The organism is Chryseolinea soli (assembly GCF_003589925.1).
GTDB classification, from domain to species: Bacteria; Bacteroidota; Bacteroidia; order Cytophagales; family Cyclobacteriaceae; genus Chryseolinea; species Chryseolinea soli.
This window is the reverse complement of the sequence record NZ_CP032382.1, coordinates 7,595,809-7,619,856: the sequence shown is the minus strand read 5'-3', so window position 1 is coordinate 7,619,856 and position 24,048 is coordinate 7,595,809. Positions and strand designations below refer to the sequence as shown.

The window sequence follows — 24,048 nt, the reverse complement described above, 5'->3', positions numbered from 1 at the left end:
GGACGAATTGTTTTGTTGACTTAGGTCACATTTATTTATTGACTTCTGTCATTAGAAAAGACCAGTCTAAAATGCAATTTGGCTGAGCAAACCAACCAAAATATACTATGACCAAGATTGCTATTATTTTAGGCAGCACTCGCCCTAACAGGAATGGCGAGGCTGTTGCCAAATGGGTGTATCAACTGGCAGCAAAACGCACTGACGCTGAATTCCAGTTGATCGATCTGAGAAGTGTTAATCTTCCTTTGCTGGATGAACCAATGCCGGCATCATTCGGGCAATATGCCAATGCGCACACAAAGAAGTGGGCAGAAACAATCGCTCCATTCGACGCCTTTATTTTTGTGACCCCGGAGTACAATCACTCCACCTGTGCATCTCTCAAGAATGCAATTGATTTCCTGTACAAGGAATGGAATAACAAAGCAGCGGGCTTCGTAGGGTATGGAGCTTCCGGGGCTACGCGGGCCGTTGAGCATTTGAGATTGATTATGGCCGAATTGCATGTAGCGGGTGTGCGGACTCAGGTTTCACTTTCATTGATAACCGATTTTGAGAACTTCCATATTTTCAAACCAGCTGATTATCATCAGGCCAACTTGAATCAAATGCTTGATCAGGTTATTGCCTGGGCTAGGGCACTCAAGCCACTGCGTGTGGCGTAATCTAGGCTATGGCCCCAGTGCGGAACAGTTTTTCGATCGGCTGTTTGTCCTTTATTGTGCGCGTACCAACCTGGATGAATTCTACTGCGTCCGGATGGCTTCCATATCAACCTGATTTTGGCATACATCATTTTTCGAGCACTGAGTTCCCGACTACTTTTACGCAAAAACGAAAATAACCATGAAAAAATCATTTGGTATTATCGGATCGGGCAACATTGGACAAGCCGTTGCAAAACATTTAGTTAAAGCTGGATACCCCGTAATCATGAGTAACAGTCGCGGGCCGGAGTCGGTTCGAGATGTGGTAAAATCGTTAGGCGAGGGGGCTAAGGCAGGATCGGTAAGGGATGCGGTCAAGGCCGACGTCGTTCTTCTTTCACTTCCATGGACCCAGGCTTCGTCCCTTACAAAAGCCGCTGACTGGAAAAATAAGTTAGTCATCGACGCGACGAATCATTTCATTAGGCATGCACCCGACTATCAATTGGCAGATCTTCATGGAAAGGCGTCATCTCAGATAGTAGCTGAGCATCTTCCAGGCGCCAGCGTAGTGAAGGCGTTTAACACGCTTAATTTCAAGATACTGGGCCAAGACCCGAACCAGTCCGGTGGGAGAAGAGTATTATTCATCTCCGGTGACGATGCTCCTTCAAAGTCAGTAGTAGCTGAAGTAATCAAGGAGCTTGGTTTTGCAGTAGTTGATTTAGGCGACTTGGCCAACGGCAGTGAGTTTCAACAGGCGAAGGGTCCCCTGGCGACGTTAAATCTAATTCAATTGTAATTCGCGGTATTCCTTTGCTTGAAAGAAAATCTTTGACTCACCCTTATCTCTAATCACATGATTGTAATACGTGACAATAAATTAAAACTCAAATTTGACCTATTCGCCTTGTCGGTAAAAGACATTGATCTGTCCGTCTCATGGTATGAAAATGTACTTGGATTCGTTTTGGTTTCAAAGACGGAATTTAAGGCTATTAACGCTAAGGGCGCTTTTCTGGACGGGATGGGTATTCGTCTTGAATTGTTGCAGCCGGATAGATCGATTCGCCTTGAAGAGATGTGTGCCGAGCCTCCGGAACACTTCTGTCCGATAGGAAGGAAGTCTTTAATTTTGATCGTGAACGACCTGGATGAGCTTTCAACACGACTTGAAGGAAAAGACATTGACGTCATCTGGCAAAAATTAGTGATCTGCGACGATCGTATCAGGAATACGATGTTAAGGGATGTTGACGGAAATTTTCTAATTGTTTTTGAAAGGAAGAAACATAAGGCGTCATAGGGCTGACGGTCGCCCATCGTTTACCAATTCGACCACAGGGGACAGACCGCATGAGATCAACAAATACGCTACCGAGGAGAATCAGATTGGGGGCTTGCATCGAATAGCCTGAAATAGTAGAAATACCGAGGGAGTGGTTTAAAAGTCAGCTTACTGTATCATTAACGCTTCGCGATACGCTTTCGGATTGATCCCTTTTGTTTTGCGAAAAAATTTATTGAGATGGCTTTCGTCGGTAAACCCTAATTCATGCGCTATTTCATTTATTCTGAGGTCGCTGTGCTGGAGTCGCGCCTCAATGAGCTTGATCCGGTAATCGATGATGTACCGTTGCAGCGTCTGGTTTGTATGGCGCTTGAAATATTTGCCAAGGTAATTCTCCGATATATTAAAATGGCGGCTCACGGATTCAGCGCGGATCTTCGTAGGCGAGTAAATATTTCGCTGAATGTAATTCACGATGTCGAGCGCCTTGTTGTCTGACTTCCCCGCCACGACGTGCGGCACGTATCGGGCTATGTTGCGGGCTACGACCACGATCATCGTGTTTACCAAATGTTGTGTCAGGTCCTTATTATAAAGGTCATGTTGTTGAAGCTCGCGATGGATCGCCTCGATGATGGGGCGAATCAATCCTTTGTCGGGTTGATGCTTCAGAATGCAGCCGGGTTCGTGGTTGGCATTTTGAAGAATGTACTCGAGCCGCTTGATATTGTCCGCATGAATTGCGTTGGACGTTATATAGATGTCATTGAATCTGAGGAAGAAAAATTCCGTTGTCGTCTCGACCTCGAAGGAATTCGAATCTTCCGGCGTGATCAAAAACATGTGATTCGGCTTATAGTTAAATTTTCTTTGATTGATATACTGGACCCCCGTCCCGGAAATAATAAATATCAATTCAAAGTAAAGCTGTCGGCGCTCTTCCTTGGGCGCGGCGTCAAGTGTTCTGAATTCAATCTCGAACGGCTCGGAAAGCACGCGTTTGGCTTTTCTCTTTTTCATATCGGGCGCGATTTGTGTTTTTCCTTGGTTGGAAAGAGCCTAAAAGTTTTCAGATAGGGCTTAAAAGTACAAAAAAACGGAAAGAATGTACCAGAAGAGGCCCCCAAATAGGGTATAATTTTGCCATATAATCATTCTAAAAGATTTCTATGAAAACCTTAGTACTTAGCGAATTTGGTTCTGCCGAAAATTTGAAGTTGGTGGATTTACACGTGCCGGAGATTCAAGACCATGAAGTGTTGATCAAGGTAAAAGCAATAAGCATCAATCCTGTTGACGTTAAGACGCGCGCTGGGCACGGGCTTGCCGCGCGGATGAGAGAATTTATGCCGATAATTCTCGGTTGGGACATTGCCGGAACGGTGACCGCAGTTGGCAATGGCGTCAAGGGATTTCGAATAGGAGACGACGTATTCGGCATGGTGAATTTTCCCGGACACGGAAAAGCCTATTCAGAATTTGTCGCAGCTCCTGCGGATCACGTGGCTTTGAAGCCATCGAACATTTCCTACGAAGAAGCGGCTGCTGCGACGCTCGCAGCACTAACCGCATGGCAGGCGTTGGTGCATCACTATGCGATAAAAAAAGGAAACAGGGTTTTCATTCATGCGGCTGCGGGTGGCGTCGGCCATTTCGCTGTTCAGATCGCTAAGCATTTTGGCGCACATGTAATCGGATCGTCTTCACCGGAGAACAAGGATTTTGTTCTTAACCTGGGTGCGGATGAACAGTTCGATTACAAGAACAGCAAAATTGAAACCCTGGCGCCAGTTGATTTTGTGCTGGATTGCCTTGGCGCTGAAAATGTTGAAAAATCGCTCGCCATCATCAAGCCCGGAGGCGGTGTGGTGAGCATTTTGGGCGGCGCCACACCCGCAGTGGTTGAAAAGGCGAAAGTTCGCGATGTTGCGTGCAGCGCATTTCTTGTCCATTCCAATGGCAGCGACATGAAATCACTTGCAGAGCTTCTGGCCATCGGCGCAATAAAATCGCATGTCGCGAAGACATACGCGTTCGCCGAGATGAATCAAGCGCACAAACATGTTGAAACGGGAAGGACGGTGGGAAAAGTAATAGTTTCCGTTCCATAATACGTTGCCAACTTAGTCTTTGATCGTGATCGATTAAAATTACCCCCAGGGCCTGTCGGTTGAGCCTGAAGGTCGCATTTCGACAGATTTTTGTCGCATTCCGATCGAGGTATTACTTTAGAATTCATGAGTTTGGGCGATTATATATTCCAATGGCTATGATTTGTTTCGCTTCCAATCGAGTGTTATTGAAGCCTATGGGTTTTGATAGGAGATATGTTATTCTGGTTTATCTCACATTGACCGTATTCATCACATCCTGCAGGAACGAAAGGAACAAAGAACTTGCGAAAGCAATTTGTGTAAACGAGGACTATACCTTTCTAAAAAATCTAAGCCGCGATGTGGTTAAGGCCGGTTTCAACGCAGGCGACGGCTATGGTGAAGTTTGGATACGGGACTACAATACATTTATCACATTGGCCGCTGCCGTTCATCCCAGTTCCTTGTTGCGGGAAAATCTATTGGTTTTTTTTGCACTTCAGGCTGGGGACGGCAACATCATCGACGGATTTATTCCTGTCGCAAAAGCAGGCGTTGGTTATCAATACAGGTTTTCACCGCTGGAACCGCGTTATGCTGGCCATAAGAATACAGTCGAGACCGACCAGGAGTCATCTCTGGTTCAAGCCGTGTTCCGATATATTCAGGCGACCGGTGATTCAACAATCCTCCATCAGCGCGTTGGTGAAAGGAACGTAGGGGAGCGACTGCATCTATGTCTGCAATATCTATTGGACCACAGGTTCAACAGAGAATATGGTCTGCTGTACGGCGCGACGACAGCGGATTGGGGGGATGTTCAACCCGAACATGAATGGGGCGTTTACATCACCAAGGAAACGCACTATGCCATTGATGTTTATGACAATGCAATGTTCCTAATTGCCATTGATAATTATTTAGCAATGTTTCCGAATAAAAGATCAGACTGGCAACCGAAGCGAGATTCCATTGCAATGAATGTCCGAAAGCACTTATGGGATCAAGACCGGCAAAAATTCAGGCCGCACATATACTTAGATGGGTCGCCTTTTCCGGCCGACTTTAACGAAGACATTATTTACTATCATGGCGGAACTGCCGTTGCCATCGAGGCTGGGTTGCTGACAAAAGACGAAGTGAAGGCTTCTCTTGATAAAATGATCTCAAATATGAAAGCAGCGAACGCTGCAACGATTGGACTTACTTTGTATCCAACCTACCCTGAAGGATTTTTTGCCAACAAGGGCATGGGGCCGTTTGGATATCAGAATGGCGGTGACTGGGATTGGTTTGGTGGAAGGATGATTACGCAGCTTGTACGCTTTGGCTACGTGAAGGAAGCTACACAACAACTCGCGCCCATGATTCAGCGTGCCCGATCCAATCACGGATTTTTCGAATGGTACACGCCCGACAATCAACCCAAAGGATCAGGAACATTTCGAGGCTCGGCCGGCGTCTTGTATGATGCCGTGACTGCGCTTGAAAAATGGGCGCAGGGAGAAGGGGGTTGTGAGGCGAAGTAAAAGATTTGCGGCCACCGTCAAAACTCCTTAATCAATTTTTCGCCAGCCCGATGCGGCAACCCTAAGCACTAATGTGACACGGGTGGTGTCTGCAAACCCCACTTCATGTTTGGTTGGTTGCCCATTTCAAGGATCAGGTTGCCGCCCTTGAGCAATTCTGAAGATGGGAACCAACAGGTGGTCAAAGGCTTGCCGTTAAGGGTCGCGCTTTGAACATATTTGTTGTCTCTGGACGCGTGATGTGCTTCAATCGTAAATGATTTGCCACGGCCATATTTTTGTCCTAAATCAATCGATACCTTTTCGAACAGTGGACTTCCTATCTCATAGATGGGATTTATCGAGCATCCACCGTCTGTTTGAAACAATCCCAGGGTGGCCATGATGAACCAGGCACTCATCTGTCCTTGATCTTCATCGCCTAAGTAAGCATTTGAAACGCCAAACCCGTAGTAGCGATCAAGTATAGAGCGACTCCACTTTTGCGTTAACCATGGTTTATTAACCCAATTGAACAAAAAAGCGAAATGCATGGATTGTTGATTGCCTTGAATAACGGGATAGTCCCAATACTGGTCGCCCGGCGCATTGAATCTTAGTTTGCTACTTTCTTCGAATCCCCAATTCAGCCGCTCTACGAAATGATCTTTGCCAATCAATGAGGCCAGTCCAGGCACATCTTGAGGAACAAAAAATGTTAGTTGCCATGCGTTTCCTTCGACGTAATGTTCGTTTGCACCAGACTTGAAGGGATCAAAATCGGACATCCACTTTCCGTTGGAATCTTTGAGTCGTGCGTAGCCTGTCTCAGGATCGATTACATTTTTCCAATTCTCAGAACGCTGTTTAAAGACATCATAGTCTTTTGTTCGACCAAGTGTTTTTGAAAATTGTGCAACCGCGTAGTCATCGTATGAATACTCTAATGAGTTCGAGAATCTTCCTTTGTCATATGGAACATAATGATATTGGAGATAGGCAGCGAGGTCGGCGTTTCCGGCGAGGCCTCCGCCGACCTTCTGGGGCAAGGTAGTTTGCATTTTGCTGACGGCGTCAAAAGCGGTAGTCGCATCGAAGTCGCGAATACCCATTTGGTATGCACTGACAATTAATGGAATTTCGTGTTCAGCGACCATGACGGGAATGTATTCCATGCCTGCTGGTCCTTTTGCCAGCCAGCCATTTGCTTTGTACATCGATAATTGTGATTTGACCCAACGAGAAGACCATTCGGGTGTGACCAAGTTCCAAAATTGGTTTAGGTTCCAGAATGTATTCCAAAACGCATCGCATCCAAGGGCGACGTCTCCGGCCTGCATTTTTTGTTTCTGCTCCGTGGCATCGATCCACTCACCGTTTATGTCACTAAATGTATTTCTGCTGCAAAGGGCACGATACATGTTCGTGTAGAATCGTACTTTTTCCCGCCGGTCGTTGGTGGTGATGGCAATACGACCAAGCAAAGTATCCCACGCCTTTACCTGACTCTCCCGAACCGCATTGAAGTCCCATCCAAAGGGTGCAATGACTTCAGCATGTAGATTGGCCCTTGCATTCTCCAGGCTTACAAATGAGATTCCGGTTCTGACCTGAACGGTTTTTTTTATTCTTGTATCGAATTCAACATATACCCCTGCATCCGCGACATCTTTTGCGATCACGCTTGACTGTGTTGAAATGGAATCATTCAACCAAGAACCAATCTTCGTAAAGGGTTGGTCGAATTCAATAACAAAATGAATCGTGTACTCCTGGCTCGCGTCGTCGCCCCAAGCGCGTGGTGTCAGTTGAACACTGTGTCCTTCGATCGTGTGGTCGTCGATTTTGTTAAACGCGATCTCCTTGATGTCGTATCGATACTCGGCTGGCGTTTGAAAATCCACGATGATCCGTGAATCAATGCTTCCAGGAAACGTGAACCGTTGGAAACTGCACCGGGTGGTCGCCGTAAGTTCTGCCTTAACCCCATAGTCTTTGAGCAATACTTTGTAATATCCTAGTGGCGATTCCTCCGAGAGCTTGTCAATGCTGGAGCGATAGCCTTCTCCCGGATGTGCGTCGTCACCCACCTTGATCTTCAACGGCCCCGTGGCTGCCATCATGCCAACCCCAGCCATCGTCCATTCATGGATGTGACTGAAAGCACCAACGCTTTCAATGGATGGATCATAGCCTGCCATCCAACCAGCAGGCTGATTGTCTGGGCCTATTTTCACCATGCTAAAGGGCATCCAGGGCCCCGGCGCAATCATCCAGCGGGAATGGGCAGTGCCAATTTTGGTGTCCACGTACATCGCCGGCGATATAAGATGATGCTGCGACCGCGCAACAAAGCCAGACTGCAACAATTTGCCATCGACGAGGACATCATACTTGCTCCTCGTGTTCGTTGTAACGGATGGCATAGGGACTTCCAGTTGATACCTTCCTCTTTCAATAGTTTGGGAAAGAATTAATTTGTCGTCCAGCTTTACTTCAACCGTTGGATTACCTGAGAGGTGTTCGACATCTACTAACAACGGCTGAAAGTGTTTTGCATTCCTCACGATTTCATAGTCTGCCGGGTTTATACTTCTTATAAAGACGCTCTTATTCGCATTCAGTGAAATGCCAGGAGGTCCTTCCAGGCGGATCTGATCAAACATGAGCCACCCGCCATCTAATATGGTCAATTTAATTTCGTTTCCGCCTTCGTTGATCCATTGTGATTCAAGCGGGATCTCGAGAATGTGTTCCCTTGCGTGGCTTAAACTATCCAGTGTTGGAACGATTTCGCCACCGGCAGGAAGTCGATACTTCTGAGCGTTTCCATTGACGGAGACCTTTAGCAAAGGCGGTAACTTTGCATGCGTATCCAATAGGTCTATGACAAGTGTCCAGGCGCCGCCATCGGATTTTTTAGGGAGACCAAACAGAATGTTAAGTTCATTCGTTCGTACTCCGGATGTTGGGCCTGTTCCACCCCACTTGTCCTTAGGGCCAGGCATGACATAAGGCCAATCGACCAGGGGGTCGGAATTGCCGGGGAGGAAAAATCTGTCTTCCCATCCAAAGTCACTTGGGAGGAACTTTTGAAAGTCCCGCGGGGCCAAAGCGAATTCTTTTCCATTGTTATCACTTTTTCCAATCTGCCAGATCGTTCCCTGAGCGGACGATGGCTTCAGATTAATAGCCCAACTTATCGAGGTATAAATGAAAAATGCGATACCAACCCGAAAGGGAAAAAAAGAACAAGATTTCATGGGATATGGGGGACAGTTGGGACAAAAAACCACCCGAAGGTGCGAGTGGCAAATGTAATAAGATAAGCAAATTGCGATTAAAACCTGTCCGAATGCGAACGGGGCTCCATCTTTCTATGACGCCCTTGAATCACCGCATCGGAAAAGCCGTGCACCCTATATGCGGGTGACACGGCCTTCTTTACCCTAAACCTAAACGAGATGATTATTTTATCGACGCCAGTATCATCATCACCGGACTACTACCTAAGTTGGTAACGGTATACGTTTGTACCGCTGCGGGGATGAGAACCGTTTCTGCATATTGATATTCAAATTTCTTTTTGCCAACCATTATTTCAATAGAGCTTCCCTCCACAAGGCTTAGTACGTGAGCCTTATCATGGGTTCTGATGTTTGCCTTTGTTTTTATCTTATAGCGGTGGATCTCATAAAGGTGTTCTGGGTGGGTTGGCAACTGATACAAATCGTACGCTTCCGTCGTCTCGAGGAGTTTTGGTTTGGAAATGAGGTCCCGATCAACGGCTGCTCCAGAACGGTCAAAGGCTAGATTTTCTAAACCACGATCAATGTTCATAGGGCGTGGTTTGCCATCAAGGTCCAGCCTAAGCCAATCGTACAACTTAAAGGTGTAGATGTATGGCGTGGAGCTAATTTCAAGGACAAGCGTATCTTTTCCTGACGCATGAATAGTGCCGGGCGGGATCAAGAAAAGATCATGCTTCTGGGTTACAAATGACTGGATGTATCGGTCGACATCAAATGTTTCTTTCATTTCAAAGCTCCGTTTTAGGGCAGCGCCAAACTGGTCTGGGGTTACACCTTCGTTAAAGCCAAGATATACTTTGGATTCCTTCTGGCGGTCAAGGATGTAGTAGGTTTCTTCCTGTGTTATCGCCTCGCCAAAATGTTCGCGTATGTATTTTTTTCTCGGGTGACATTGCACAGAAAGATTTCCGCCATCAAAGGTGTCCAGAAAGTCGAATCGGATGGGGAATAGGTCTCCAAAAATCGAAGCGTCCGTTCCCAGAACTTCTTTTCCGGCGACAAACATTAACGAGTCAAAACTTGTTTCAAGCAGTACACCTGAACTTTCAAGGAGAATGCCATTTTCTGGTGTGATCAATTCGAATGACCAGGCATAGTTGATCACATCTTTATTAAGTCCTTGAATGTTCCTTTTGATCCAGCTTCCTCCCCAGGCACCGGGCTCGAACCAGGGCCGTGCACGGATGCATGATCTTGTGATATTCTTCAACGATTCCCTCCAAATTTTGCCAGACGTCCACGTGATCTCATCCGACCGTTGTCCATCGACAAAAAAATCTATGGCGTTAATAATGGATTTTAAATTTCGGTTGATAACGATCCAGTCAACAAAATAAAAGCGTTTGTACATGACCTTTGGATCCTGTGATGCTGTGGCCCCAAGATTTCGGACAACTCCGGCTCTCGATCTGAATTGTATTTCGTTCTTCGGAATGTCGAAAAAGACCAAGGGGCTGTTTACCTCAATTAACGACGCACCGACGCCGTAGAAAATGGTTAACGCACCTTGGGAGCGAGTAGCGAGATCTTTCAAGGCTTCAACATTGAAAAAATCCCGGAGCTCGATTGTGGCGATCTTACCAAAAACAGGATCGTCACCACCCATGAACGGTTCGATCATTTTTTCAATCTCTTGAGGACTTTTTAGCGCTTCCGTTACATCAACCCAATGGGGCACTAAGTTGAAGGCTTCAAATGCCTTGGTCATGCGCGACCTGATGTCATCGAATACTATTCCAGTAAAGCCGTCGATTCGAATTGCCTTGTAGCGGATCAACGGTGTGACCAACGAGGTATATCCTATGTGAATGCTATTCGCCGTTATCGCGTGGGTGGGATAGATGTCATAACCTTCAGCTGACTCATTCTTGGTTATGGGTAGTTCGTATTGTGAAGTCTTTCTTATGTTCATGATTATTGATTGTTGTAGCCGCTCTCGTGCGTCGATTTGAGTTTTGTTTTCAAAGAGGAAATCAGATGATACATGCCAAGGATCCCGGCAAAGTCAATTTGCTCTGCGGACACTACGTCAACGGATCCGTCCTTTATCCATGAATGTTTTTTTATCATCTCCGAGATATGCGGGATGATCACCTCCTTGCTCTTCATGATGCCACCGCCGACGATTACCTTCTCAGGGTCATATGCGTGAACCAGGGAGATTACGCCAATGGACCATACGTTTAGACAATGCTTCAGAACCTTTATGGCAAAGGCATCTCCCGTTGCACTGGCGTGAAAAATGTTTCGAAAGCTGATTTCTTTGGCTTCTTTTATCGTGCTTTGATTAAAGCCTTCAAGGTTCCGAACATAATGGTCGATGGCCCAGGCCGAGCACTCGGTTTCAAGACAGCCGATATTGCCGCAGTTGCAAATACTGCCCTGTAAATTTATCGTGATGTGTCCGCCGAGGTTTCCGGCAATGTGATTTCGCCCTCTTAATAATGTGCCGTTCATCATCGCTGCAGTTCCAAACCCGGTTCCGAGCGTCACCAGGACCAGATCATCACAACCCTTTCCAGCGCCATACCTCCACTCGCCCAACAAGGCAGCCCGCGCGTCATTTTCGAGGACGATCGGAAGTTGCCAACGTTCAGCGGCCCATTGCGACAAGTTCATTTGTTGGGCATCGGGGTACTTGACGTACTTTGAAATAATTTTATTGGCCCTTGCATCAACGATGCCTGGAAATGCAAGTCCAATCCCCAAGGGAGTATACTTACCTTTCGATAAAAGTGAATCGATGATGTCTCCGATTTCAACCAGTTTCATTTTTAAACTTGAATGCGAGCCTGCGACGACGATGGCATGGTCCAAAACATCGCCATCTCTGACAATGCCTATCTTTATTGTCGTGCCGCCCATATCAATAGCAATCCCAACTTCGTTCATATCTGCAATCGTTCGTTAGTCCTTAAACCGGGTCCTTGTTGTTTGTCATTCCAACGCATTTCAATTTCCTCCAGCGTGAGGCCTTTTGTCTCTGGAACCCGTAGCCAGGTGAATGTGAATAGGATCAGGGAATTGATCATGAATATCCAAAACATCCACGCGCCACCGATGCTGTCCAACAGGATAGGAGTAAGTTGTGTGACGATAATCACCCCAAACCAAAGGATAACGGTTGCCACCGACATGGCCATACTTCTGGTGCGGTTGGGAAAGATCTCGGACATGATGATCCACGGTATTGGCCCAAGAGAGGATGCAAAGCAGGCGATGTATCCGAGAATAAAGATCAGCAACCACGGCCCGCCGGTAATGTTAAAGTTAAAACAGTATCCAGTACCAAAAAGGCATAGCGCCATTCCCGACACCCCCAGCAACAGAAGTTTCCTCCTGCCGAGACGATCCACAAGCCACAAGGCAACCAGTGTAAACAAGGTATTGACTAGTCCAATCATAAAAGTCTGCATCATGGCCGAGTCCGTTGCAATTCCCGTGCGTTTCAGAATCTCTGGCGCGTAGTAGATGATCGCGTTGATGCCGGTGACCTGGGAGAAAAAAGCCAATACCACGGCAATGGCGAGCGGCGCGCGAAGCGTTGGCCTGAACAACTCCATTATAGACACCTTTTCATTTTTCAGCGAGGCAACAATGTCATTGAATACCCGCCTGCCTGCGATATCTCCATGGAGCCGTTGAAGAATATTTTGGGCCGATTCATCGCCCTTCGCGATTAGCCAACGCGGACTTTCCGGAACAAAAAACATAAGAAAAAGGAAAAGGAGCGCAGGTATGGTTTCTGAACCCAGCATCCAACGCCAGCCCATCTCGATATTCCACAATAAGTCCCCCGACGCTTCGATCTCGAGATTAACATAGTAAATGAGATTAATCCCCAAGACAATAGCCAACTGGTACAAAGTAACTAACCTTCCCCTGATACTTGCTGGCGCGATTTCAGAGATATACAAAGGAGCAAGCATGGAAACAGCACCAATGGCGAGACCTCCGGAAAATCTTGCGATAATAAAGACGGTAAGATTGTTTGGAACAGCCGAGCCGATACCGGAAAGGCCGAAGAGCAGGGCTGTCAATATCAAGGCCTTCTTTCGTCCAAGTACGTCACCGAAGCGACCCGCTAGCAAGACACCTGCAGCGCATCCCCATATGGCACTACTGGCGACCCAACCCACCATGGCCGGCGAGAGTAGAAATTTCTTCTCGAGAAATCCAATGGCTCCAGCGATGACGGCGGTATCATACCCAAAAAGCAAACCACCCAACGCTGCGACGCAGGATACTCTTAAGACAAAGGATACATTGCTTTTCTCCTGGCCGGATATTTTCGGCGCATTATCCATCATATTTTCGGCCACTTCCAGATTCACGATTAGTCGTTGAGTGATTTGTTGTAAATCGAAAAAAGGTCTCCACATTTTAGTGGAGACCCTTTTTTTAGTATCCTGTATTCTGCTGCAACGATGACGCTTGCACTTCGCGGGCAGGTAATGGGAAGAGCAAGTTTTTTTCCTTGTACGTTACGCCGGACGTCGGCAATTTGTAGCTCAAGAGGTCTACAAATGTTCCCGTGGAAGTATCGAATGCTTTTAGGGTGCGCACCATATCAAACCAAACAATATTTTCAGAACTCAATTCCCATACGCGTTCTTTCCAAACAGACTCCCGGAAGGCGGCTTGCGAGAGCCCGGAAAGATCGGCGAGACCCGCACGACTCCGAATGCTATTGATAGCAGCGTATGCCGAAGCATTTGGCGATCCATCGGCCTGGTTCTGCGCTTCGGCATAGATCAATAAGACGTCCGGGTATCGGATAATCGGGAAATCCTTGCCTGATTGGGGGGATGTAGTAATGATATTCTTGTCGAAGTGTTTGTATATGGCCCATGGAAAATTAAATGTATTTGCGCCTACCACAAGATTCTCGTAGTAGTATCCGTGGTCTTGTCCGCGAAGATCATTCGCATCGTAAGTGTCCAGCAATGTTTGATGAGGATATAAGCCTCCAAACTCAATGGATGCCGTGATGTCGGCTTCCAGGGGCGTGAGGTAGGCTGGCAAATAGGCATTCAAGATGCCGGTAGCAAAATTGGCCATGAAAATGTGCTCACCCGTATAATCGTAGGTTACGTTATTAACTTTGTCAAAATAGGATCCGTCGCCATCGGTTTGGAAAAGGGAGTACCAACCTGCATCGATGACCTCCTTCGCTTTGTCGCGTGCCAAACCATACTTATCCGTTTGATTCAGGGGTGCACCGGCCATTGTGAGATAGACTTTTGCCAAAAGACTCTTGACAGCGCCGAGTGACACCCGTTGTCCTACGGCGACGTTCGACAAGCCAGCTTGTTCGGCTGCCAGAAGATCAGGAACAATAACGTTCGAATAGATGTCGGCGACAGGCGACTTGGGAATCTGTCCATCGTTTGGCGCCACGGTGCTGGTCGTCTTCATGGGCACATCGCCAAACATCCTGACGAGGTTGAAATAATAGTAGGCTCGGAAAAAATGCGCTTCACCGAGCAGTTGTTTTTTTCTCATCTCATCCATGGAAATTCCAGGAATATGATCCAACGCAAGGTTTGCAGCTTCGATTCCTTGAAATGAACTTTGCCACCAGCTCAATACATAAGGACTTTCCGGTTTGACATCCAGATTGCCCGACTCGATGGCATATTGCGCTTGGCCAATCTTGGTGAGGAAGTGCCCTGTGGCCATTTCCATCATGGCAAAGGGCGTTTCACCATACGTGCCGGCGCCTACGAAGGGACTGGTGGTGAACGCGTAGATTGCATTTACGGCAACTTCGGCGTGCTCGGAATTCTGATAGAAGTTGGATTGTGTTAATGCTGATTTAGGGCTCTCGTCAAGCCACGATTCGCATCCGCTCAGCAGGAGTAATCCGGTAAGACCGGCAGCTATTTTTAATGTGAGAATTTTCATGGTTTGCAGAATTAAAATTGAACATTGACGCCGAGGTTGAAGCTTCTTGACTTTGGATACCCGTGAAACTCTATCCCTTGCGCAAAACTTTGAGTATATGTGCTTACTTCCGGATCAAATCCTTTGTAGTTAGAGATCAGGAAGAAGTTTTGAACATTGAAAGATAAGCGTGCGGCTTTCAGACCGAGCTTGTCCAGAAGTCCAGGACTAAAACGGTAGCCCAAAGTGAGATTCTGCCCGCGAATGAATGATCCATCCTCAACGAATCGCGAATCGATGGTTGTATCGGTTCCATCGAAAGGAGCCAGGCGAAGTTTTCCAACCTGAGTATTTTGATGTTCAGGTGTCCAGGCGTCCAACGTTGAAGTGTAAGAATTTGCGTACCAGATACGGTCCTCCATGGAGTGATGCGTAAGGTTCAATACCTGATTGCCATACACACCGCGGATGTCGATAGAGAGATCGAAATTTTTGTAGGTGAATGTATTACCTACCATCAATTCAAACTTTGGATAAGCATGGCCGATTACTTCGCGATCTTTATCGTTGAAAGTGCCGTTATTGTCTTTGTCGAGACGTTTTAGGTCACCTGGTTTTTTTCCGTACCGGGCAGCCTCATCAACTTCGTCGGTACTATAGGTGCCAAGCCTGCGGTATCCCCAAAACGAACCTACAGATTCGCCTACACGCAAGATGTTTGTCTGGGCAAGAAAACCAGGTCCTGGAAAGATATCTTCGTTGTTCGCGCCAAGGGCAATGATCTTATTACGATTTGCGCTATAGTTAATGATCGAATTCCATTGAAAATTGGATGAACGAATGTTGTGGGTTTGCAGGGAGAGTTCGATCCCTTTATTTTCAAGCTCGCCGATATTGTCGGTGACTGTTCCATATCCGGATACGAATGGAATGGGTTTTGCCAGCAGAAGATCTTTTGTCCTTTTCAGATAAAGATCCGCTGTCAATCGGATGCGATCATGCAACACGCCGAGGTCAAGACCCAAGTCTTGTTGAATGGTCTTCTCCCATTTTAAGGAAGGGTTGGGAATGCCGCCCATGGCAATACCCGGCGTTCTGGCTTCGTTCAGGATTACCGTATAATTTCCTGTAGAGCCTTGCGCGGCGTACGGACCAATTTCGGAGTTACCCGTCACGCCGGACGAAAAGCGAAGTTTCAAATCGGAGATTACGTTTGAAGTATTGAGGAATCCTTCATTTGATATTCTCCAGCCTACAGCAGCGGAAGGAAAGAAGGCGTATCGATTGTCCTTACCAAATTTTGAAGATCCATCGTATCTGCCGGTTGCCGTGAACAAATATTTATCCGCATAATTGTAGTTTGCCCGTGCATAGTACGAGTTAAGCTTCCACGCTGTATAGCCACTGCCCGCATTAAACACCGTACCCGCTCCGAGATTGTTGAATTGATAAGCGTCGTCGGAAAAGCCAGTGACCGTGGTTGTAAAGCTTTGATCAACGGATTGACTCCAGCTGGCTCCCAAAATGGCATCTATGTGATGTTGTCCGAACGTTTTGTTATAGTTCATGAAGTTCTCATTCTGCCAGAATAAGATGCGCTGACTGGATCGTGTGGCGCTGCCTTTTTGAGAGGCTGAAATATCAAGGAGGTCACGTCCAGCATAGAAGTCGACATTGAAATTCTTGGACTCGACACCAACAGTTGACTTAAATGATAATGATGGTGTAAGTTTGATTTGGACGGCAAGGTTGCCAAGAAGTTGATTGTCGGTAGATATTTTCTGTAGTTCATTCAACAATCTGACTGGATTTTCGACGGGAAACATGTTTAAGAAGTCTGTCAATCTACTGTAGTGTCCGTCAGCGTACTTCACAGGCAGCATGGGCAGAAACTCCGTCATAACCCGGGTAGCGTTATTTGCTCCAACGCCATAGTCGTCAATGCGGTTTGTCTTTGTATAGCTATACATGACATTGGTGCTCAACTTTAGCCAAGGCTTCAATTGCACTTCATTGTTGAAGCCGACGTTGTATTTTTTATAGAAGGTATTCAGCAGTATTCCATCGAGATTCTGGTAGCCAAGAGAAAGGCCAGTTCTGGATTTTTCCGTTCCACCACTGATCGTAAGGTTATGTCTTTGAGTGAATGCAGCCCGGGTTGCCTCATCCTGCCAATCTGTATTATACTTTGGAGAGCCGTCTGCATTGAACAAATCTGGATATAGTGCTGCAAAGTCTGGTACCGGTCTGCCAGGAACAAAAGCATAGCCAGCCCGCAAATTGGCCATATACTGATCGGAATTCAACACGTCAACTTTTCGGGCAAGAACATCAACACCGACTGTACCGGAGTATGTTGTCACTAGATCTCCGCTCTTTGCTTTTTTTGTGTTGACGATGACTACGCCGTTGGCACCGCGGGCACCATAGATCGCTGTCGCGGATGCGTCTTTCAAAACGTCCATTGACTCAATGTCGGCGGGATTTATGAAATTGATGTCGGCACCAACGATGCCATCGATAACAAAGAGGGGTGCGTTCGATGCATTGATGGAGTTAAATCCCCGGATATTGATGCGAAGGTCGCCTCCGGGCCTGCCCCCGTTACTAGCAATGCTCAAGCCTGGCACTTGCCCAACGATGGCATCCAATGGGTTGGCCGACGGTCTTGAAGCGATTCGTTCAGACCCCACAGACGCAATTGCCCCGGTGACATCCGCTCTTCGCTGCGTTCCATAACCTACTACGACAATTTCGTTCAGCGTTCGTACATCGGGCTGCAGTTCAACCGTCAGAGACGTCCGCGCTTGCAACGCAACTTCCTGCGTCAGATACCCAATAAAGCTGAATACAAGCGTAGCATTCGCGTCATTGACACTTAAGGAAAATTTTCCTTCGGCATCTGTGGAGGTGCCATTCGTCGTGCCTTTGATCAGCACATTGACGCCAGGGAGAGGGGATGCATCCGCCTCTGTCACAATTCCGGTGATCGTCTGACCTTGAGCGTTCATGCTTGACGCGAAAAGGCATAGAAGTATCACCACCAAAATACATTTGGGGTAGAGTTTGAACATAGGTTTTGTTTTTTTGGTTAAGCTTGAATCTTTGATAAAGATTGTTAACCAAGCGTTAAGTCGATCTTCCGATTGCGTCTATAAGCATTCCAAATGCGAACGACACATAGGCATCTTGAAATGACTGCGATTGATCGGAATGCGTTGCAACGCTTAAATGAGCAGCAAGTTTCGAGCGCTTAATACACATTGTGAATTATTTCTTTATAAAGACTAATTTCAGGCATTGAATAAAACTAAGGTGGAAAAGAAGTTCAGAGTCGCCGTGTTACTTGATGCCTCTCGCGCATATGACAGGGATGTCCTTAGAGGCATTACGCATTTCAATAAACTTTATGACAGATTCAATTTCTTTTTTTATTCTCCAAAGTACATCCACGCAGATGATAACACAAAGTTGATAGAGAGACTTTGGGACTGGAAACCGGAAGGTATTGTCACACGGGAGATACCAAGTCTTGAAACCATGCGGTCATGGAACATCCCGATGATTGTCTCGCCACATACCCGTTTATATAAGGATTGTGTCAACCTTTGGGCGGACAATACCGGTATCGGTGAACTTGCTGCCGAGTACTTCCTCAATAAAGGCTACAAGAACTTAGGGCTGCTGGGTTTCAAAAAATTTGTTTGGTCACTTGAGCGTGAGAACGGATTTCAACTGAGTGCTGGTAAACGTCACGTACGGGTTGAAAAGTTTTTGTTCGATGATCACAGAATGCTCTGGGAGGATCTGCCACTTCGCCTCCTGTCATGGCTAAAAACCATTCCAAAACCATGCGCCATTTTTTCAGTTACAGATGAGTTAAACGTACACCTTCTGGATGCCGCCAAAGTCGCCGACTATAAAGTTCCCGACGAACTCGCTATCCTTGGAGTGGATAATGACGAATTGTTATGCGACATGGCCCTTCCCACTTTGTCTAGCATCGATCAGAATGCCTGGAGGGCAGGTTACGAAATCGCGCAGGGAATGCTACAGTGGATTGAGACACAAAAAAGACCGCAGCAAGACTTCATGATTAAACCTAATGTTGTCATAGAGCGCCATTCGACCAGTGCGTTGGCGATAGAAGACGAACAGGTGCGGAAGGCATTGAATTATATTAACGTCAACGCACCTTATCGCGACATCCATGTTAATGACGTAGTCCACGCTACCAATCATTCCCGCCGGATACTGGAAAAAAAGTTTAGCCTGTTGCTCAACTCCTCCATCTTGGAAGAGATAAAGAAAGTGCGGATTAAAAGGATTAAAAATTTTTTAGCGGAGTCTGATCTTACGGCTCAGCAAATTGCCTACGAGATGGGTTTTGGTAATCCTGATAACATTACCCGTTATTTCAAGATGGCCACTGGATTCAAGCCTCTGGAGTATCGGAAAGAATTTCAGCCAAAAAAAAGCCTTTAAGGAAATTCAGAATGAAAGTAAATGTTTCATCGATGATGCTGTTCATCGGCGATGCCAAACGTCCGTTAGCTATCGTGGGGCGCTTCGAAAAACATAGGCAGTAAATTCAATACGGAAACGTATGAATATGGTGCCCACCTGGCGGCGGACGAGCAGTATCTTTTTACGGCATAGGCTACGATGTGAAGTGGATCAAATGGATCAGCGTCCGGCACTTCCCGTGGGATGTTACGTTGAAGCTCTCTCGACCGGCATCCCTACAAGAACGCGCAGGTTAATTTTCCATTCCGGACATTTGCCCCGACCTCAGTATAACTTACAAACGATTTGAGTTTCCATCCCGACTTAGTTTACGCTTCGTGATAAAGGTGGCCCCGTTGCTCTGAAAATTTGAATGTCTCTTGACCGGCTACCTGAAAACCTGGATATATTTTACCTAAATTGTACAAACCTTTCAAACGTATTTCTTTGACCCATCGAGCTATAACCGTTTTTATTGTTTTTTGTATTGGCCTGTGTTCCTGTAAGAGGGCACCCGAGATGGCGGATACGCTTGCATTAAAGATGAAGAATTTTCAGGAATATTCGGATGCGCTGACCCGGTGCAAGAACGGACACGTAGACTCTATTCTTCTGTGTGCAAAGACAGCCATTGATATCGATACGATAACGGGAATTGACCGGAATGTGTGGCAAGCGTATGCAACGGCCCAGGCCCTTTTTCACAACAACCTAGGCCTCGAAGCGATCGAAGTCATAGAGGGTATATTGCCCCGCACAGAAAATCCCAGTTTGCTATTCGAGCGGGCGGAGCTTCTGGTGCTCAGGAGTTCACTCATCAGCAATACCTACCGGATGGAACTGACCGCCGAGGACCTCTATATGGCAGCCGACATCTATCTTCAACTGGGCCTGGCGCGCAAAGCCTCATCGTGCTACGTCGGCATCGCGAATTTGCAGTATAACACGGCGAACTATCCCCTGGCTATTGAGAACGGCCGCCGTGTGATTGACTTGTTGCATGGTATTTTTCCCAAGGCGCACGGAGACTCCATACAGCTTATGCAAGTGTATAACACCATAGGCTTGGCATATTACAAGGAGAACAACATCGATAGCGCGCAGCGATATTACGACCGATCATATGCCCTGGCCACTTCGCTGAAAGAGGAATTTTGGCAGGCGCTCGTGGCGGGTAATGCGGCCGATATTTATCTCGCCAAGAGAATGGCAAAGGAGGCTATAGAAAGTTACGAAAATGATATCCGTACAAGCCTGAAACACAACGACCCTACTTCAGCAGCCTTATCGTTGCTTAGCCTAGGGGCGATATACGTGTCCGAGGGGCGGCTTGCACTCGCCAGGCAATATTACGACTCGGCCTATGCATTGCTGTCGCGGTCAGGACGGCCTATTTCGCTGAGCAAATATAACTATCTGATGTCGCAATGGTTTGAGCTGAAGCAAGATCCCGTCAATGCTTTCAAATATTACAAAAGACACATTACATTCCGCGATTCGGTGCAAAGTATACAGATCAACTCGCAGCTTCAGCAAATTCAAAATCAAAAACGTTTTGAAAAACAACGTTCCGATATCGCACTTTTAAAAAAGGAAAATGAACTGAAAGAAAAGGAGCTTACGATAAGCCGTATCTCGATGATAGCTTTTGTGCTGGTGTCTGTGCTGCTCGCGGGATTACTCTATATTATAAGGCGAGGCAATAAGCAGCTCAATGAGCTGAACCGGGTCCTTGAAAACAGGGTGAAGGCTAGAACAGAACGGCTACGGAAGACCAACCAGGAACTGGACACGTACCTTTACCGGGCATCGCACGATGTACGCCGGCCGATCACGACAATATTAGGGCTCGTCCAAATAGCTCCTCTTACCCATGAAAGCGAACGCATTGAGATATTTAATGCTATTCAAAAAACAGCGAACGGAATGGACAAAATGCTCAAAAAGCTACAAATGGCCTATGAGCTTGAAAAAGAAAGGAAGAGTAACCGCGTTCGAATAAGTATTAATAAATATTTGGGGCTTAAAATAGAGGAACTGCGCAAAGAATATCCCCGGATGAACTTCGAGATCATTGAAAGCGATCAAGTAGTGGTTAAATCTAACATTGTCCTGGTCAACATCGTCATGATGAACATTCTCGAAAATGCTTGTATATTTTCAATGGGCTGTAGTGATCACGTGACGATTACCGTACACAATGGGAATGGCTTCGCTTATATCGTGATAAAAGACCAGGGCATTGGCATCGAACCCCAGTTCCTTGAAAACATATTCAAGCCCTATGTCCGCTGCAGCACCAAATCGACTGGGAGTGGCTTGGGACTTTACCTGGCGATGAAGGCAGCCAAGCTGATTGGCGGAGACATTACTGCTAGCAGCACGGTGGATCAGGGATCAGAGTTTGTTGTGATGATCCGGTAAAAATGCACGCTCCAATCTCTTCACTTTCTGCTACGACTCGCAGCCCTGCGTGCGGCAATCCGGTCTTTCGGTTATTTATTAGGGGATGGAAAATTTGGCATGAGGGATTACAACGTTGGATTAAGCCCAAAGCCATAACATACAAAGTTTGACGAAAATATACAAGAGGTAGACGTGAGCTAAATTGTCCATTTTCAGCGATGCAAGCAACTTAAAAACTCCTAAATTGAGTCCCACAACGTTGACCTCTGATTACCATACGCACGCAGCATGACCGACAAACCGACTTATGCATGTTGGCAGCCGTGGACAGAGCGTCGCTCCAGACGTTGATCTTTATATCCTAGTCGGAAGCCGCTATCAATGTGATTGTCGAAGCGGCGACCAATGCCATTAAAACGAAGTAGAGGCTTGCACACCGAAGGTATCAGATAGCCGTACCCTTAAAAAGTGGTACGGCTGCTCTCATTTTATGGTCTATTTCAGACCAAACGCCATAGGACCAGATCATGCATCCCGGGAAATAATTACAGGAACTCGGGATTTTTCAACAATGCTGCTAGCACAGTGGGGGAGTATTTTTGCATAAGAAACAATTTCACAGTAAACCATAAAAAACCCTAATTATGAAAAGCACAAATCAAAACAACCCGGAGTCTAACTCCAACATTAAGAATGTCGTACTGGTGCATGGAGCATTCGCAGACGGTTCTGGATTTAAGGCATTGTATAATGTCCTTACGAAAAAAGGCTATCGCGTCACCGTAGTGCAGAACCCATTGACCTCCCTTGAGGACGACGTTGCTGCTACAAAAGTGGTGTTGGACAAACAGGATGGTCCCACCGTCCTGGCTGGGCATTCATGGGGAGGGGCTGTCATAACGGAGGCCGGTAATCACCCCAATGTGGAGGCCCTTGTCTATATCGCAGCCTTTCAGCCTGACAATGGAGAGTCGGCATTGCAGTGGCTTCAAACCGCCCCGCCGGCATCGGAGAACGGAGTGTTGCCTCCCGACGAAAAGGGAATCGTTTATTACGACGAAGCAAAGTACCATGCGGGCTTTTGCGCCGATATCCCCAAGGAGGAAGCGGAATTCATGTTTGCATCGCAAGGCGCTTTCTATGCCAAGGGTTTTGCTACACCGATCGGCAAGGCGGCCTGGAGAGACAAGCCTACCTATGCTCTTGTCGCTACGCAAGACAAGAGTATTGCTCCCGAAATTCAACACGCCATGTACAAGCGCTCCAATACTAAAGTTACCGAGGTGAAAGGAAGCCACGTGATTTTCATGTCGCAGCCCGAGAAAGTGGCCAAAGTGATCGTGGAAGCTGCTACGGAAGCACATGAGATCTTGCTACAACACAGTGTTTAGGGAATGAGAAGTACCCATCCCGAGGAACTACTTGGAGTTGTTTAGGGATGGGTACTTCTATTTTAAGGATTGTCTTACTTTTAGCGGCAAGGTTGATAACACTAACGCATAGGACTTTCTGAGATAATTCTTCCATTCTGCCGGGGTTAGTGAATTAGCCTTCTCGATCCTTATCCAAAATGTCTTTGAAAGTCTTGGCATAGGAACAATTCCTTCCCTTTCTACTAAATGGGCAAAATCGCTTTCTTCACATTTTATACCTGTCCTAAAGGGCCCTTCAATTCGTGTCCCGCAAAATATTTTATTGCCAATCGAAAAACATAAGTCAGTTCCATATTTTACATCTTCTGTCACGTGGGGCAGAGAAATGCAAGTCTGTCTTAAGTCTTCCAGTGTCATTGTTTAGCATTTTTGTTTGGAACCACTTCACACGATGCCGTTGTCAAGACGTCAACAAACCAAAATTAAAGTCAAGCCGCACTTTTTCATTTAGACGAAATTTTGATTTCATCTGTTACAATTTAAGGGTTAAATGCTCCAGGCCTTCCGTTCCTGTAAATTTAGTGCAACCTAGTTGCATTAACAGGTTATCGTCCTATATTTGTATGCGCCAACAAAATCCGTGAAAAAGACAATTCGCCATATTGCCTTTCCCTGCTTCCTGATAGCCAACCTGCTTTTCAGCCAGGTGGTTATTAACCTGTTGCACGACAACCACGATTTCCGGAAGCCGGTCGTGGAATTGCAAAAAGGCCAGTCTTCGGTTCAAGCGCATACCGAACGTTGTACGATATGTGCCCTGGATATTCTGTTTCATTTATTCATTGATCCCTCTTTCCGATTAAGCACATTACCACCCGAGGTAACGCTTTCCGTTCCCTCAAGTATTGATGTAACCTGCTGGTCCGCTTCGTTATCCCGGGACCGCGCCCCTCCAGTCTTGATGGACTGATCCTTTCCCCCTTTTTTTCTTTTTGACTTCAGTGTCGGGCACCCGCTGCAACTA

Annotated in this window: 16 protein-coding genes; 8 read left to right on the top strand and 8 right to left on the bottom strand. The window is 46.6% G+C overall.

Annotated features, from left to right (window positions below):
* The first annotated feature begins 107 nt into the window (after positions 1 to 107).
* From D4L85_RS31685 to D4L85_RS31675, 3 genes are all read left to right on the top strand, one after another.
* The gene (locus D4L85_RS31685; RefSeq protein ID WP_119758117.1) at positions 108 to 668 is read left to right on the top strand and encodes an NADPH-dependent FMN reductase; all 561 of its coding nucleotides are present in this window, start codon (positions 108 to 110) and stop codon (positions 666 to 668) included.
* A 181-nt stretch (positions 669 to 849) separates the two neighbouring features.
* A complete protein-coding gene (locus D4L85_RS31680; protein WP_119758116.1) occupies positions 850 to 1,452 on the top strand; it encodes an NADPH-dependent F420 reductase in 603 nt (200 codons plus the stop codon).
* Between the two features lie 57 nt (positions 1,453 to 1,509).
* Positions 1,510 to 1,956 (top strand): VOC family protein, encoded by a 447-nt coding sequence (locus D4L85_RS31675; RefSeq protein ID WP_119758115.1) that lies wholly within the window; start codon positions 1,510 to 1,512, stop codon positions 1,954 to 1,956.
* A 150-nt stretch (positions 1,957 to 2,106) separates the two neighbouring features.
* Here the strand turns inward: D4L85_RS31675 and D4L85_RS31670 are convergent, their stop codons facing one another.
* On the bottom strand, positions 2,107 to 2,961 hold the full coding sequence (locus tag D4L85_RS31670; RefSeq protein WP_119758114.1) for an AraC family transcriptional regulator: 855 nt from the start codon (positions 2,959 to 2,961) through the stop codon (positions 2,107 to 2,109).
* Between the two features lie 149 nt (positions 2,962 to 3,110).
* Here D4L85_RS31670 and D4L85_RS31665 point away from each other — a divergent pair, with 149 nt between their 5' ends.
* A complete protein-coding gene (locus D4L85_RS31665) occupies positions 3,111 to 4,052 on the top strand; it encodes an NADP-dependent oxidoreductase (RefSeq protein ID WP_119758113.1) in 942 nt (313 codons plus the stop codon).
* Between the two features lie 158 nt (positions 4,053 to 4,210).
* Positions 4,211 to 5,563, top strand: coding sequence for a glucosidase family protein (locus D4L85_RS31660; RefSeq protein WP_228450693.1), 1,353 nt, complete (start codon positions 4,211 to 4,213; stop codon positions 5,561 to 5,563).
* A 68-nt stretch (positions 5,564 to 5,631) separates the two neighbouring features.
* On the opposite strand, the gene D4L85_RS31655 is transcribed toward D4L85_RS31660, so the two are convergent.
* The 6 genes from D4L85_RS31655 to D4L85_RS31630 all read right to left on the bottom strand — a co-directional run bounded on the left by D4L85_RS31655 (position 5,632) and on the right by D4L85_RS31630 (position 17,813).
* The gene (locus D4L85_RS31655) at positions 5,632 to 8,805 is read right to left on the bottom strand and encodes a GH92 family glycosyl hydrolase (RefSeq protein ID WP_119758112.1); all 3,174 of its coding nucleotides are present in this window, start codon (positions 8,803 to 8,805) and stop codon (positions 5,632 to 5,634) included.
* 205 nt (positions 8,806 to 9,010) lie between these two features.
* On the bottom strand, positions 9,011 to 10,765 hold the full coding sequence (locus D4L85_RS31650; protein WP_119758111.1) for a class I mannose-6-phosphate isomerase: 1,755 nt from the start codon (positions 10,763 to 10,765) through the stop codon (positions 9,011 to 9,013).
* Positions 10,766 to 10,767: 2 nt separating this feature from the next.
* The gene (locus tag D4L85_RS31645; RefSeq protein WP_119758110.1) at positions 10,768 to 11,745 is read right to left on the bottom strand and encodes an ROK family protein; all 978 of its coding nucleotides are present in this window, start codon (positions 11,743 to 11,745) and stop codon (positions 10,768 to 10,770) included.
* Positions 11,742 to 13,235, bottom strand: a complete 1,494-nt coding sequence (locus D4L85_RS31640; RefSeq protein ID WP_228450692.1) for a sugar porter family MFS transporter — start codon at positions 13,233 to 13,235, stop codon at positions 11,742 to 11,744. The genes D4L85_RS31645 and D4L85_RS31640 overlap by 4 nt, the downstream gene beginning before the upstream one ends.
* A 19-nt stretch (positions 13,236 to 13,254) precedes the next feature.
* Positions 13,255 to 14,760 (bottom strand): RagB/SusD family nutrient uptake outer membrane protein, encoded by a 1,506-nt coding sequence (locus D4L85_RS31635; RefSeq protein ID WP_119758109.1) that lies wholly within the window; start codon positions 14,758 to 14,760, stop codon positions 13,255 to 13,257.
* 11 nt (positions 14,761 to 14,771) lie between these two features.
* Positions 14,772 to 17,813 carry a SusC/RagA family TonB-linked outer membrane protein gene (locus D4L85_RS31630; RefSeq protein ID WP_119758108.1) on the bottom strand — a complete coding sequence of 1,014 codons (3,042 nt, stop codon included), beginning with the start codon at positions 17,811 to 17,813 and terminating at the stop codon, positions 14,772 to 14,774.
* A 241-nt stretch (positions 17,814 to 18,054) separates the two neighbouring features.
* On the opposite strand from D4L85_RS31630, the gene D4L85_RS31625 reads away from it, so the two are divergent.
* From D4L85_RS31625 to D4L85_RS31615, 3 genes are all read left to right on the top strand, one after another.
* A complete protein-coding gene (locus tag D4L85_RS31625) occupies positions 18,055 to 19,224 on the top strand; it encodes a XylR family transcriptional regulator (RefSeq protein WP_160144124.1) in 1,170 nt (389 codons plus the stop codon).
* Between the two features lie 564 nt (positions 19,225 to 19,788).
* The gene (locus D4L85_RS31620; protein WP_160144123.1) at positions 19,789 to 21,669 is read left to right on the top strand and encodes a tetratricopeptide repeat-containing sensor histidine kinase; all 1,881 of its coding nucleotides are present in this window, start codon (positions 19,789 to 19,791) and stop codon (positions 21,667 to 21,669) included.
* A 626-nt stretch (positions 21,670 to 22,295) separates the two neighbouring features.
* On the top strand, positions 22,296 to 23,042 hold the full coding sequence (locus tag D4L85_RS31615; RefSeq protein ID WP_119758105.1) for an alpha/beta hydrolase: 747 nt from the start codon (positions 22,296 to 22,298) through the stop codon (positions 23,040 to 23,042).
* Positions 23,043 to 23,099: 57 nt separating this feature from the next.
* On the opposite strand, the gene D4L85_RS31610 is transcribed toward D4L85_RS31615, so the two are convergent.
* Positions 23,100 to 23,441, bottom strand: coding sequence for an MmcQ/YjbR family DNA-binding protein (locus D4L85_RS31610; protein ID WP_119758104.1), 342 nt, complete (start codon positions 23,439 to 23,441; stop codon positions 23,100 to 23,102).
* Positions 23,442 to 24,048: the final 607 nt, after the last annotated feature.

What these genes read in the sequence shown, in the direction of transcription:
- D4L85_RS31685 (WP_119758117.1), top strand. Translation starts at nt 108, where the DNA reads ATGACCAAGATTGCTATTATTTTAGGCAGCACTCGCCCTAACAGGAAT.
- D4L85_RS31665 (WP_119758113.1), top strand. Translation starts at nt 3,111, where the DNA reads ATGAAAACCTTAGTACTTAGCGAATTTGGTTCTGCCGAAAATTTGAAG.
- D4L85_RS31655 (WP_119758112.1), bottom strand. Translation starts at nt 8,805, where the DNA reads ATGAAATCTTGTTCTTTTTTTCCCTTTCGGGTTGGTATCGCATTTTTC.
- D4L85_RS31620 (WP_160144123.1), top strand. Translation starts at nt 19,789, where the DNA reads ATGAAGAATTTTCAGGAATATTCGGATGCGCTGACCCGGTGCAAGAAC.
- D4L85_RS31650 (WP_119758111.1), bottom strand. Translation starts at nt 10,765, where the DNA reads ATGAACATAAGAAAGACTTCACAATACGAACTACCCATAACCAAGAAT.
- D4L85_RS31675 (WP_119758115.1), top strand. Translation starts at nt 1,510, where the DNA reads ATGATTGTAATACGTGACAATAAATTAAAACTCAAATTTGACCTATTC.
- D4L85_RS31645 (WP_119758110.1), bottom strand. Translation starts at nt 11,745, where the DNA reads ATGAACGAAGTTGGGATTGCTATTGATATGGGCGGCACGACAATAAAG.
- D4L85_RS31630 (WP_119758108.1), bottom strand. Translation starts at nt 17,813, where the DNA reads ATGTTCAAACTCTACCCCAAATGTATTTTGGTGGTGATACTTCTATGC.
- D4L85_RS31670 (WP_119758114.1), bottom strand. Translation starts at nt 2,961, where the DNA reads ATGAAAAAGAGAAAAGCCAAACGCGTGCTTTCCGAGCCGTTCGAGATT.
- D4L85_RS31615 (WP_119758105.1), top strand. Translation starts at nt 22,296, where the DNA reads ATGAAAAGCACAAATCAAAACAACCCGGAGTCTAACTCCAACATTAAG.
- D4L85_RS31640 (WP_228450692.1), bottom strand. Translation starts at nt 13,235, where the DNA reads ATGTGGAGACCTTTTTTCGATTTACAACAAATCACTCAACGACTAATC.
- D4L85_RS31610 (WP_119758104.1), bottom strand. Translation starts at nt 23,441, where the DNA reads ATGACACTGGAAGACTTAAGACAGACTTGCATTTCTCTGCCCCACGTG.
- D4L85_RS31680 (WP_119758116.1), top strand. Translation starts at nt 850, where the DNA reads ATGAAAAAATCATTTGGTATTATCGGATCGGGCAACATTGGACAAGCC.
- D4L85_RS31660 (WP_228450693.1), top strand. Translation starts at nt 4,211, where the DNA reads ATGATTTGTTTCGCTTCCAATCGAGTGTTATTGAAGCCTATGGGTTTT.
- D4L85_RS31635 (WP_119758109.1), bottom strand. Translation starts at nt 14,760, where the DNA reads ATGAAAATTCTCACATTAAAAATAGCTGCCGGTCTTACCGGATTACTC.